This is a genomic window from Proteus genomosp. 6, assembly GCF_040139785.1.
GTDB lineage: Bacteria > Pseudomonadota > Gammaproteobacteria > Enterobacterales > Enterobacteriaceae > Proteus.
The window spans coordinates 301,243-313,777 of the sequence record NZ_JBEEVJ010000004.1 but is presented as its reverse complement, the minus strand read 5'-3'; the positions used below and the strand labels follow the sequence as shown (position 1 = coordinate 313,777).

The 12,535-nt window shown below is 38.1% G+C and carries 16 protein-coding genes; all 16 read left to right on the top strand.

Translation table 11 applies throughout. The features are described 5' to 3' along the window. Nucleotides 1–2,006: 2,006 nt before the first annotated feature. The 16 genes from ABN212_RS07525 to ABN212_RS07450 all read left to right on the top strand — a co-directional run bounded on the left by ABN212_RS07525 (nt 2,007) and on the right by ABN212_RS07450 (nt 12,502). Nucleotides 2,007–2,435, top strand: coding sequence for a hypothetical protein (locus ABN212_RS07525; protein ID WP_285714279.1), 429 nt, complete (start codon nt 2,007–2,009; stop codon nt 2,433–2,435). A 152-nt stretch (nt 2,436–2,587) separates the two neighbouring features. Further along, nucleotides 2,588–2,839, top strand: coding sequence for a hypothetical protein (locus tag ABN212_RS07520; RefSeq protein WP_285714280.1), 252 nt, complete (start codon nt 2,588–2,590; stop codon nt 2,837–2,839). Nucleotides 2,840–3,282: 443 nt separating this feature from the next. Beyond that, the gene (locus tag ABN212_RS07515) at nt 3,283–3,552 is read left to right on the top strand and encodes a bacteriophage protein (RefSeq protein ID WP_046334538.1); all 270 of its coding nucleotides are present in this window, start codon (nt 3,283–3,285) and stop codon (nt 3,550–3,552) included. After that, entirely contained in the window at nt 3,552–4,022 is a 471-nt protein-coding gene (locus ABN212_RS07510) for a lysozyme (RefSeq protein WP_349443066.1), read from the top strand. Before ABN212_RS07515 ends, ABN212_RS07510 begins: the two co-directional genes overlap by 1 nt. Then, the gene (locus ABN212_RS07505) at nt 4,004–4,162 is read left to right on the top strand and encodes a hypothetical protein (protein WP_349443065.1); all 159 of its coding nucleotides are present in this window, start codon (nt 4,004–4,006) and stop codon (nt 4,160–4,162) included. Before ABN212_RS07510 ends, ABN212_RS07505 begins: the two co-directional genes overlap by 19 nt. A gap of 2 nt (nt 4,163–4,164) precedes the next feature. Continuing rightward, the gene (locus ABN212_RS07500) at nt 4,165–4,626 is read left to right on the top strand and encodes a lysis protein (RefSeq protein ID WP_349443064.1); all 462 of its coding nucleotides are present in this window, start codon (nt 4,165–4,167) and stop codon (nt 4,624–4,626) included. 137 nt (nt 4,627–4,763) lie between these two features. Next, nucleotides 4,764–5,222 carry an anti-virulence regulator CigR family protein gene (locus tag ABN212_RS07495; protein ID WP_349443063.1) on the top strand — a complete coding sequence of 153 codons (459 nt, stop codon included), beginning with the start codon at nt 4,764–4,766 and terminating at the stop codon, nt 5,220–5,222. A gap of 381 nt (nt 5,223–5,603) precedes the next feature. Continuing rightward, nucleotides 5,604–6,188 (top strand): BRO-N domain-containing protein, encoded by a 585-nt coding sequence (locus ABN212_RS07490; RefSeq protein ID WP_349443062.1) that lies wholly within the window; start codon nt 5,604–5,606, stop codon nt 6,186–6,188. Then, on the top strand, nt 6,185–6,394 hold the full coding sequence (locus ABN212_RS07485) for a hypothetical protein (protein ID WP_349443061.1): 210 nt from the start codon (nt 6,185–6,187) through the stop codon (nt 6,392–6,394). The genes ABN212_RS07490 and ABN212_RS07485 overlap by 4 nt, the downstream gene beginning before the upstream one ends. 31 nt (nt 6,395–6,425) lie before the next feature. Continuing rightward, complete coding sequence (locus tag ABN212_RS07480; protein WP_349443060.1) at nt 6,426–6,734, top strand: hypothetical protein; 309 nt, start codon at nt 6,426–6,428, stop codon at nt 6,732–6,734. A 32-nt stretch (nt 6,735–6,766) separates the two neighbouring features. After that, the gene (locus tag ABN212_RS07475) at nt 6,767–7,105 is read left to right on the top strand and encodes an HNH endonuclease (protein ID WP_349443059.1); all 339 of its coding nucleotides are present in this window, start codon (nt 6,767–6,769) and stop codon (nt 7,103–7,105) included. 118 nt (nt 7,106–7,223) lie between these two features. Further along, complete coding sequence (locus tag ABN212_RS07470) at nt 7,224–7,691, top strand: phage terminase small subunit P27 family (protein ID WP_006537822.1); 468 nt, start codon at nt 7,224–7,226, stop codon at nt 7,689–7,691. Then, nucleotides 7,645–9,378, top strand: a complete 1,734-nt coding sequence (locus ABN212_RS07465) for a terminase large subunit (protein ID WP_349443058.1) — start codon at nt 7,645–7,647, stop codon at nt 9,376–9,378. Before ABN212_RS07470 ends, ABN212_RS07465 begins: the two co-directional genes overlap by 47 nt. Then, on the top strand, nt 9,378–10,646 hold the full coding sequence (locus tag ABN212_RS07460; protein ID WP_161738354.1) for a phage portal protein: 1,269 nt from the start codon (nt 9,378–9,380) through the stop codon (nt 10,644–10,646). The genes ABN212_RS07465 and ABN212_RS07460 overlap by 1 nt, the downstream gene beginning before the upstream one ends. 17 nt (nt 10,647–10,663) lie before the next feature. Further along, nucleotides 10,664–11,332, top strand: coding sequence for an HK97 family phage prohead protease (locus ABN212_RS07455; RefSeq protein ID WP_020946083.1), 669 nt, complete (start codon nt 10,664–10,666; stop codon nt 11,330–11,332). A 3-nt stretch (nt 11,333–11,335) separates the two neighbouring features. Further along, nucleotides 11,336–12,502, top strand: coding sequence for a phage major capsid protein (locus ABN212_RS07450; RefSeq protein WP_156733350.1), 1,167 nt, complete (start codon nt 11,336–11,338; stop codon nt 12,500–12,502). Nucleotides 12,503–12,535: the final 33 nt, after the last annotated feature.

Genomic DNA, 12,535 nt, shown 5'->3' with positions numbered 1-12,535 from the left:
GCAGAGGGGATTGGCAAAAAGAGGCAATTGACATTGGCCAAACATGTATAGTGTTCATGTTTATAACGAACTGTATTTGATGGTTAAATTATGATTCTTTGAATCATATTCCTGCGTAGTTGATCTTCAACCTGTTCTTAATACACAGAGTAATTATCAATTTTCTTTTCTGGTACATAATGGGGCGCCAAATTAGATTTAATCCTGAACAATAGATATTTTAGGTCAAACTTGAATAGATACATCTAAATTGTGAATACAAAAATATTACTCATCACAATAAAAAAATGCCGATACGCTAGGAGTCATATCGGCATATAAAATAAACGCAAGAAGCAATGTAAGTCATGTCGTACTAATTCGTATCAAACCTGTCAATTTGATACATATGTAATGATAATTATTCTCATTAATATATTCAACCCTAAATTAAATAAGGTTACTTTGTAGCCTTTTCGTTTACGCCGACCACAGAATCAACACCCACTTATACCGTTCACACAAGAGCTGTGAGTCGGCACCTTATTAACTAAAATAAATCGGTAAATGTTATGGCGGATTATAGTTTTAGTTTACAGTATGTCTTAGAAATAGATGGTGAAATGAACCTCTGTCATTAAAAGGAAGTCGTTTGTTGATTGAAAGGAAAAAGAAGAAAAACCAGAAGAAGACAATGATAAATGGATCCACTGATGCATATCCCAAGGGCAATTTACGTTACAATTTGACCTCAGTAAAAATGTAAAAATAGACAAAACCGATTTATTAAGTAAATCATCCAATAAAAAAAGCCCCCAAGATGAGTTGGGGGAAGTGGGTTATATAGTTATAATAAGAAAAAGATTATGAATTTTCTTTATATTATAAAATAATTTAAATTTCTATGGTTTTTGTTTTTTTTATTAATATGAAATAAAAAAATATCAAAGTATTATAAAGATAATCGTATCTTTTTTATGGGTAAGAATTTTTAAGGATAAAAAAAATCCATCAGGAGAAGATGGATTAAAAGTACAACTAGTACCAATCATATAATGAAGAGAACATATCTACAAAAAAGAGGACAATTAAATGAAATAAATATTTAAATGAGATCTAATGCATTAACAGCATTATTAATAAAATAAACAAAATAAAAATGCAATAACTATATGGTAATAAAGAAGGGTTGTAATAAAAAAATATCAAAAAATCATAAAAACAAGAATAATAAAAAAAATCCATCTGAGTGAGATGGATTTAAAAAAACAAATAAAATATGCAGTAGGAAGGAATTTAAATACTTGTTTTAAATAAATATTTTTGAAATCAATGATTACACATTTTGTATAAATAATTAATTTCGATATTATTAATAAATTATTTTTTTATAATGGTCAATATTTTTTGTTAATGATTTTATTGATTTTGATCACAAATTTATATTTTTAATTTCCTAATTTTAAATGTAAAAAATCATTAATAAAGATGGCTTGAATAATAAAAAATAAAACGTTGATAAATAAAAAAAACCACCTACGGCAAGTAGGTGGGAAAAGGAAGAATTAATGTGAGTTGTAATGTACATTATTGAAAATAACACGAAGTAAGTAAAAAACAACAAAAAGAATGAAAATTATCATTTGGAATTATTAATTTATCATTTTTAGTTTGAGTGTGATTTAACAAATAAGCTTATAATTTCTAGAATGTATTTTTATTAGACTTTGTTTAATTTAATCCTTTCATATTTCATGAGGATATTTTCATTATGTAAGGATAAAAAAAATCCATCTGGGATAGATGGATTAAACGAATTAAACGGAAAATCATGCTGATTTATGTAACATATAAAAAAGAGATCATATTAACTAAATGAACAAATTAGAATATATAAATCTACAGCATTAATGACATTATTATTAATAAACAAAATAAAATGAAAATTCAATAACTATATTGCAAAAATAATTAATTGTAATATAAAAATATCAATTTGTTTCATCTAAATAAATCGGTAAATATTTATGTCAAAAGAGATAAGCGAATTACAGTTTAGTCTTCACTATGCATCAGAAACAGACAGTGAAAAGAATACCTCCGTCATTTTAACGGCGAATATCCATACGGCTGATGGCGAAACTCAACAACTCACACAACTAATTTGTACGACATCTCCCGCAGGTAAAAAGCAATATCGAATCGGCTTGCAAAAAATTAGTGATGCTGGTGCTCCATTGCTGGTGGCGATTGAATCCTATTGGCGTAAAAACACACAAGAGAGTTGTGTTTATTTGTTAGAGAAAGCGAAGCAATTTATTCAGGGACACATACAACAAACGAATACATGGATATCCATGTACGGTCTTGTGATTGTTTCTAATGCCTCACTTGAAGAGCAGTTGCCTGAAGGTTTATTAACATTAATTCATTCAAAATATGCTAGTCTTTCTTGAATGTAACTTATTGGTTTAAATTAACTTTATAAGCTATCTAATATATGAGTCTTTTAATGATCGTGATCTTATAATAAAAACATCTTTAAAGTAAAAAGACTAATAAGTATTATTTTTATATTGATGAGGCTTGAATAACAATAAGAGGCGATATGAAAATTAAAGAACCAGATGAGCTTATAGCGGATGCGGATAAATATGAGTCAAAAGTAATGTTTAAATCAATGAGAATAGCTTGGTTGATATTTACCATTGTACTACTTAATTTAATACCAATGCTTATTCATGGTGGAGTATTATCATTATCTAACTTTTTGATTTTTAATGTGTTTGTTATTTGTATTATGCTATGGATATATATCAAAAAAATATTTTATACATATTCCAAGAAAAATTCACATTAAGATAATGTTACTCATAATGTGAGTAAAAAGAATTTTAAAAACAGTTTTTCTAAAGGTATTACTTAAATTTTAGAAGAGACAACCTTACCTTAGATAATGAATGCTGTGATTTAGGGAGAGTAACGATCGTTTCATGAGATTTATAAAAAAGAAGCCCTCGGACGAAGGCTTTAATAGCGATACTATATAATAATTAGAAGCAATCGATAACTAAAATAGATTAGCTATATATCAACTAAACTTTAGCCATCTCTCATAGTTTACTCGTTTTACTAATATAGAAATTTGCACTAAGTCAAATAAGTTTTTTTTGTAAAAATATTATCCTTAATAGAACTGTAAACTTTCGTTTTAATCTAAATCATAACGTTAGTTCAAGTTTCACCTTCACATATTTAACTCTCTCACACTAATCATCAACGGACACTCCTCTGGGGGTGACTATGCGTATGGAAAAATTAACCAATGTTACTTACGGAACCGCAGGCCTAACGGCATTTTTTGCCAGTCTATCATTATATGAATGGGGATTTGTTATCGGGATGGCGTTTAGCATGGTTCTAGGTTTAGCTACTTATTTTATGACTCGTAGAGAACAACGGAAACGCACTCAATTATTTGAAGAGCTTGTTCGTCATGTTGACCCACAAAACCCGACCGAAACGTTAAAAAGGCTTGCTGAATTAATGGTGAAAGCGCCAAAGGATATTTAATGTCTCTCAAACAGAAAATAGCGGCGCTAACAACAGCGGGAGCAACAGCCATCGCGTTAGTAGTAATAGCCCATTTTGAAGGTGTGCGTTATGAACCTTATCGTGATGTGGCAGGTGTTTTGACGGTTTGTTATGGACATACAGGCAAAGACATTATTCAAGGTAAGACATACACACAACAAGAATGTGATGCGTTATTACAAAACGATTTTATTAAGACACAACAGCAAGTCGATGCATTAATCAAAGTACCACTCGATGACTACACTAAAGCCGCTTTATATTCCTTTGCTTTTAATGTGGGTGCCACCGCATTCTCTCGCTCAACATTACTCAAGAAGCTAAACGCTGGTGATAGAGCGGGTGCCTGTGAAGAAATGAAACGTTGGGTTTATGCAGGAAGAAAGGTTTGGCGAGGGCTTGTCAGTCGTCGAGAGGCGGAGTCAGCACTATGTCATGGAAAACTTTAATCATCATTATCAGCTTTATTCTTGCATTACTCATTACAGTCGCTGGTGGCATTTATCTCTTGATTGATAACTCATGTACTAAAGACCAAGTGAGTTTAGAAAAACGCTGTCAGATTGCACTCTCATATCATCGGTACTAATCATGAAATACGGGAAACTCTATGCCATCATTGCGTTGGTAGGCATTATTGTGGGTGGCTATTGGGTGATTAATTGGCAAGCTAACAGAATTACCACACTGACAGATACCAACAAAAAACTAACTGTGGCTCTCGAAGAACAGAAGTCTATTAATACTGATTATCAAGCACGCATAATGCGATTAAACCAACTGGATATTCAATATACGCAGGAGTTAGCGAATGCTAAGAATGAAATTAGTCGGTTGCGTGATATTAGCGAGCGTCATCCTGAGCGGGTGTATATCAAAGCCGAGTGCCCAAAAAGCAAAACCACTCCCTCCACCAGCTTGGCTTATGCAACCACCGCCAGACCTACTGACACCGCTATCAGAAATTATTGGTTACTCAGAGAACGAATTGCAGAGTCAGAGCAGATGATTAAAGGGTTACAGGAGTATGTAAGGCAGGAGTGTTTGAAATAAAAAAAGACTTAGTTATGTATTCGCAACTAAGTTAGCAACAATGACACCTGTCAGTTATTTTTTCTAGGAGTATTACTTATGGTAGTTGTGTAACTCGAAGGATATTCTGTGAAAAATTAATTGCTGAGGTCATAGGCATGGGTATTCTTTCTAGAATAAGTAACTTATTGATGGTGATTATAGGTTTGTCGATGATATCTGTTTCTTCTTATGCTGATCCAGATAATGGGCATGGAAGAGGTCAAAGTAAAGGATATCAAGGAGAGAAGCCAAACAAATGGCATAATAAATCACAAAATAATCACTTTGATAATGAAACCTCTTTCTCAATTTCTTTATCTTATAATGAGGCTAGAGCAATTGCGTTGAATGGTGGATTTACTGGATATTCATCACTCCCTCCAGGTATTGCTAAAAATTTAGTAAGAGGAAAGCCATTGCCTCCGGGTATTGCGAAGAAAATGGTTCCTGAAAAAATGCTTAGCCAATTACCTTACTATCCTGGTTACGAATGGCGCATTGTTGGAAATGATTTGGTATTGATCGCATTAAGTACAGCGATAGTCACTTCAATTATTAATAATGTTTTTGATTAAAACATAGTGGGTTAAATATATTCGGTATCATTGTGGGGTTTTAATCTATAAAAATAACCTTGTGAGTTTGAGCTCTCACTAGTATTACCAATATCCACTCAGCCAATCTGTTAATAATCAAAGTAATTTTTATATTTTCCTTGAATAAATATCCATTAAAGGATCATGGTAGATAGAATATTGCTATAAAGGCCATCAGTTCAATTCATCGCTGGTGGCTTTTTTTATACACATTTCATCGCTCATTCACAGAGCAATTCACAAACGTCGGATCCAATCACTTTGATATGAGCCTTCGAGGAAGTCAGTTATAGCTGGCGAGCTTCGACGGGCTGATTTTCTATGTGAACGAGGGTTCATTTCAAATGAAGGTAATACGCTATGAATAAATCCTTAGTTTTTAAAGGTCATAAAATCACCCCATTTGATAAGGGTGATGGAAAAATCTGGTTTACCAACAAGCAACTTTCAGAATTGCTTGGATACAAAGATGAGTCATCAGTAACTCGTATCTTTAATCGAAATAAAGATGAGTTTACCGATGGTATGTCTCAGACGGTCAATTTGACCGTTAGTAGTAAAAACAATGAGATACAAAATAAAAGAGTGCGGATATTTTCGGTTAGAGGTGCTCATTTAGTCGGTATTCTCTCTAAAACTGAGATTGCTAAAGCACTTCGACGCTGGTTACTAGACTTAGCTGAGAAGGAGTCAAAACCTCAAGCAGAGCTAGCAAATCTTGATATGGATGAGCTCAAAAGCCTTACCATTAACGAAATGCAAAATAGATTAGTAGCAGCGGATAATTGGTCTTTCGAAAATTTTGGCAAGAAAGGTAGTGACCTGATGAATTTGCGCAAGCGTCATTTGAAGAAAATACGCAAAGCAAAGAAAGCCATTATTGATTTATCACAACTTACTTTACCTGATATGGGTGATTTTCCAGATGGAGGAGAACCCGCATGAATCACGAACAATTTATAGAAAAGAACATACAGGCCGAGTTAAAGAAGCTCGGCTTTTCTTTATCTGTCATCCAGAGAGCAAGCTACATGGCAGTAGATCATTATCGCCGAATCGCTCAAGCGAGTAAGAAAGGGCGAATATTTGACGATTGCTTGCATATCGCCAAAGTATGGGCGAGTAAATTTGCTAAAGAGAAAACAAAATAGACCCTAGTGGTCTTTTTTATTGGAGAACATTATGTCAGATAAACAGATTAACTATGAAGCCATAGGACGTTGTAAGGTCTTGCTTGACAAAATCAAAGTACAGCATCTTGAAAGATCTAAGGCTATAAATGAACTGCGAGCAGTAATCTATTCTCTTCACCAGAAAGGGAATATCAATCATGTTCCACCAGAAGTTGTTGTTTTTGATACTGAGAGCTTAACTTTTTTAGTTGATAAGATTGGACGGACGGATAGTGATCTCATGCGTGCTGTCAGTGAATATAATAATTGGTGTCATGAGGCTGGTGATAAACCAGTTAAACTGATTGAGGTAGAATGAGTAGTAAAAGAGAATAATAAACAGAATAAACCATGAAAAAACGCAATGTCTATGGTGGTCGCTGGGCAAAGGTGCGATTAGCGTTTCTTAATGAACATCCACTTTGTGTTATGTGCCAAGAGCAAGGACGCATTACTGCTGCCACAGTGGTTGACCACATTACTCCGCATCGTCTTAAAGAAGCACTTGAATCAGGTGATAAAGAACGTATCGCAAAAGCTCAAGCCTTATTCTGGGACACAAAGAACTTTCAAAGCTTATGCGAACTGCATCATAACTCAACCAAACAACGTATCGAAAAGAGTGGCAAAGTCATTGGCTGTAATGCGGATGGCATTCCACTCGATCCCCATTCTCATTGGTATCAATAATACTATGAAATACAGGGTGGGGGCGGGGTAAAAGTTCAAACACTTTCGCCCTGATTACCTAGCGCCCTCATTTGTGCGCACAACCGCGAAATGAAAAGTTTTTTTCTGGGAGGTTCCGATGGCAGGAAGACGCCCGAAACCGACCCACTTGAAGGTGGTCACCGGTAATCCGGGAAAACGAAAACTCAACGATAAAGAACCCCAGCCCAAACGTGAAATACCAAGCCCACCCGAACATTTAACGGATTGGGGGAAAATGGCGTGGGCAAAATTAACCTTATTACTCGATGGAATGGGTGTTTTAACCGTGGCTGATACGCTGGCATTAGAACGGCTGTGTGATATCTACGCCGATATTCTTCAATTACGAGACACCATTGCGATTGAAGGTCGGACATACACCACAAAAACGCAATTAGGGGATTTTTTAATTAAAGCGAATCCTGCCGTTGCCATGTTGGCTGATGCAGATCGCCGTTTTAAAAGTTATTTAGTCGAGTTTGGTTTAACCCCCGCCGCTCGTTCGAAGGTGAAGATGGATGGTGGAGAAGAAGAGGAAGATCCGCTCAACCAATATTTCGGTTGATCCCGCAACACAATACGCGCAAGACGTGCATCAAGGCAAAATCTTAGCGGGGCCTGATATTCGTCATGCATGTGCACGTCATCTCAAAGATTTAAACGAAGCCGAGCAGCGAGGATTAGTCTGGGATGTCGAGGCCGTCAAAAGGGTGATCGACTTTTTCGCGAAAGTCTTAAAGCTCAATGGCGGGGAGCATGAAGGAAAACCGTTTATTTTATTGCCTTGGCAATGCTTTGTGATTGGCTCCATTTTTGGCTGGAAAATGACTGACGGTACACGGCGATTTCGCATGGTGTACGTTGAATCAGGCAAAGGCTCAGGAAAATCACCGATGGCGGGTGGCGTTGGGCTGTATTGTTTAGTCGCCGACAGTGAACCGCGTGCCGAAGTGTATGCGGCAGCCACGAAAAAAGACCAAGCCATGATTTTGTTTCGTGATGCGGTGGCAATGGTTGATCAATCTCCCGCATTAAGTCAGCGGATCACCAAATCAGGCGGAACAGGCAAAGAGTGGAACTTGGCTTATTTGAAAACAAGTTCATTCTTTCGCCCGATTAGTTCGGATGATGGGCAATCAGGGCCTCGTCCCCATTGTGCGTTGATTGATGAAATTCATGAGCATAAAAATAATACCGCCGTCGAGATGATGCGAGCGGGCACAAAAGGTCGGCGGCAAGCCTTGATATTTATGATCACCAACAGTGGCCATGATAAAACCAGTGTGTGTTATGACTACCATGAATACGGTCGAAAAGTCGCCGAAGGCACTATCGAAGACGACAGTTTCTTTTCCTATATTTGCTCACTGGATGAGGGCGATGATCCCTTTAAGGATGAATCTTGCTGGGGGAAAGCCAATCCGTCACTGGGTTACACCTTTTCTGAACGCTACTTACGCGAGCAAGTGACACAAGCCCGAGGTATGCCCGCGAAAGAAAGCATTGTGCGTCGGCTTAATTTTTGTCAGTGGGTGGATGCTGATAATCCGTGGATTAACAGTGAAACATGGATGCAGTGTGAAAATACGTTCACCTTCGATGATCTTCAAGGTGAAGAATGTTATGGCGGGCTGGACTTATCGGGAACCAAAGATTTAACCGCATTAGCCTTGTATTTTCCTAGTCTCAAACGTCTTTATGTCGAATTTTGGACACCCAAAGACACCTTATTGGATAGAGCGAAAACCGACCGAGTGCCTTACGACTTATGGGTAAGGCAAGGTTTTATGCATACCACGCCAGGGAATGCGGTGAGATATGAATTTGTGGCAGAACGTATTGCTGAAATGGCAATGCACGTCAGCATGAGAGCCATTGCCTTTGACCCTTATCGCATTAAATACCTTGAACCCAAACTCGATGAAGCGGGTGTGACGGTTCCTTTAACTCCGCATGGACAAGGATATTACAAAGCTAAAGACTCAGGGCTATGGATGCCACACTCTATCGAACTGTTTGAACAGCTCATTGATGACAAGAAGATTGAGATCCACGCCAATCCTTGTTTGAGATGGAATGCCGCATCCGCTGTGCTTGAGGCTGACCAAAAAGATAACCGCGTCTTTGCCAAGAAAAAAAGCACTGGTCGAATTGATGGTGTGGTGGCATCAGCAATGGCGATTGGTGCTGCGGAAGGTGAGGTTGATGATGGCAACCTTGATGATTTTTTCTCTAACCCATTGAGTATGTGATGACAGATAAACAATATTCAATCGATTTGCGCACTAATCATGGTTGGTTTGCGCGTCTGGCTTCCTTCTTTGTTGGGGGAAGACTCGTGACACCTGAACAAGGTTCACAATCAGGCGTTATCTCAGCGCAAGGCTCACTTGGTGATTCTTCTGTAAATGATGAGCGAATACTCCAAATATCAACGGTTTGGCGTTGTGTTAGCTTAATTTCGACGTTAACGGCTTGTTTGCCACTGGATGTGTTCGAAACGGATAAACAAGGAAATAGAACCAAAGTTGATTTAAGTCACCCATTAGCTCGATTACTGCGGTATTCGCCCAATCAATATATGACGGCTCAAGAATTCCGAGAGGCAATGACTATGCAGCTTTGCTTTTATGGTAATGCTTTCGCGTTGATTGAGCGAAATAAAGTCGGTGATGTGATCAGCTTGCTCCCTCTGCTGTCTGCCAATATGGATGTACGCATGGAGGGGAAGAATATTATCTATAAATATCAGCGTGATCATGAATTTGCCAAATTTAAACAACACGAAATTTTTCATTTAAAAGGGTTTGGTTTTAATGGATTAGTCGGATTGTCGCCTATTGCTTATGCGTGTAAGACAGCAAGCACGGCCGTTGCGATGGAAGATCAACAACGTGAGTTTTATGCCAATGGAGCTAAGTCTCCTAAAATTCTAACAACGGGTGATAAGGTATTAAATAAAGAGCAACGTAGCCAACTTGAAGAGAATTTCAAAGAAATTGCGGGTGGCTCCGTTAAAAAACGATTGTGGATCTTAGAAGGGGGATTTCAAGCACAAGATATTGGTGTTAGTCCTCAAGATGCAGAAACAATGTCTTCCCGCAAATTTCAAGTCAGTGAATTAGCTCGTTTCTTTGGTGTTCCCCCGCATTTAGTCGGCGATGTTGAAAAATCAACAAGTTGGGGAACAGGTATTGAGCAACAAAACTTAGGCTTTCTTCAATATACCTTACAACCCTATATCTCTCGATGGGAAAACTGCATTGCGCGTTGGCTTCTAAAACCCCCCGAAGTGGGAAAATACCATGCTGAACATAACCTTGATGGATTATTGCGAGGCGATTCTACTTCACGCGCCGCGTTTATGAAAGCGATGGGAGAATCGGGGCTAAGAACTATTAATGAAATGCGACGGCTTGATAATTATCCTCCTCTTGAAGGTGGAGATGTCGCTTACCGGCAAGCACAATATTTACCGATTAACCAACTCAATAAAGAGCCTCACGAAAGTGGGGCTTAATTATTTATGGGGGTTCAATGCCTGATATTAGAAAAACACTGAATTTTGATGAAGCGGAAATCAAATTTACGGGAGATGGCACACAAGGCGTTTTCGAAGGTTATGCCTCCGTATTTAGTCATCAAGATCTCGATGGTGACATTATTTTACCCGGTGCATTTAAGCATGTTTTAGATAAGCAAAAACAAAAAGTTGCTATGTTTTATAACCATCGAGTCTGGGAGCTTCCTGTGGGGAAATGGGAGTACATGGAGGAAGATCAAAAAGGATTACGAGTGAGAGGACAACTGACACCCGGTCATAGTGCGGCTCAAGATCTAAAAGCGGCAATGAAGCATGGCACGGTTGACGGGCTTTCTATCGGATTCGGTTGTCTGCGTAATGACTTTGAGCGAACACCTTCAGGCCGTATTTTTAAAAATATCTCCCTGTTACGTGAAATCAGTATTTGTACATTTCCCGCTAATGACCAAGCACAGGTTTCATCACTCAAGAGCATCGATGGGTTATTAACGATCCGAGATATTGAGGATTGGCTGAGAGAGTCAGCCGGTTTATCAAAATCAGAAGCAGTCGGTTTTATTTCCCGCTTCAAATCCGCTATTCGGAGTGAGTCCGATGACACTCAACAATCCCTAGTCGCATCCATTGTTAACCAAATTAATGCATTTAATCTGAAAGGATAGAATATGTCTGACTTAGCTATTATCCAAGAAGCCATCGAAGGATCACAAAAAAAGGTGCAAGAGCTCTTCGATGCACAGAAGAAAGAAATTGAAGCTACTGGCATAGTTTCAAAGCAATTACAAACAGATTTAGCCTTAGTTCAAGAGGAATTAAAAAAAGCTGGTGAACGTCTGTTTGATTTAGAGCAGAAAGGGGCAACGAGTGCTGATGATCCTAATGCGAAAAAAGATTTTTCTGAACGAGCAGCAGAAGCGCTGACAAAATCATGGAATGGGAGTCAGGCTTCTTATGAAGTGAAAACCTTTAATAAATCATTAGGCAGTGATGCGAGTTCAGCCGGTGTTCTAATTCAGCCGATGCAAGTACCGGGTATTATTATGCCGGGTATGCGTCGTTTAGTTATCCGCGATTTATTAGCTCAAGGTCGTATTTCCAGTAACTCACTGGAATATGTACGTGAAAAATTGTTTACCAATAGCGCGGCACCCGTGAAAGAAAAGGCACAGAAACCAGAATCTAATCTGACGTTTGAAAAACAAACGGCAAATGTGATCACTATTGCTCATTGGATCCAAGCGTCTCGCCAAGTGATGGATGATGCTGTGCAGTTACAGTCTTACGTTAATAATCGCTTATTGTATGGCTTAGCATTAGTGGAAGAGGAGCAATTACTTAATGGTGACGGTACTGCGGATAATTTGACGGGGATTAATCATGTTGCCACTGCCTATGATACCACGTTGAGTGCTACGGGTGACACGCATGCTGATCTGATTGCTCATGCCATTTATCAGGTGACAGAATCTGAATTTAGTGCCTCCGGTATTATTTTAAATCCTCGTGATTGGCATGCCATTGCGTTAATGAAAGATAAAGAAGGGCGTTATATTTTTGGTGGCCCACAAGCGTTTACTTCAAATGTAATGTGGGGATTACCTGTTGTTCCCACAAAAGCACAAAAACAAGGCGAGTTTACTGTTGGTGCATTTGATTTGGCGTCTCAAGTATGGGATCGAATGAATGCAGTTATCGAAGTGAGTCGAGAAGATCGTGATAACTTTGTGAAGAATATGCTGACCATTTTGTGTGAAGAGCGTTTAGCATTAGCCCATTATCGCCCTCAAGCCTTAATTAAAGGAACTTTCCCAACGTCTGGAAGAAGTGCTTAAGTAATAGGTCGGGGTAGGTAACTATCCCGTATT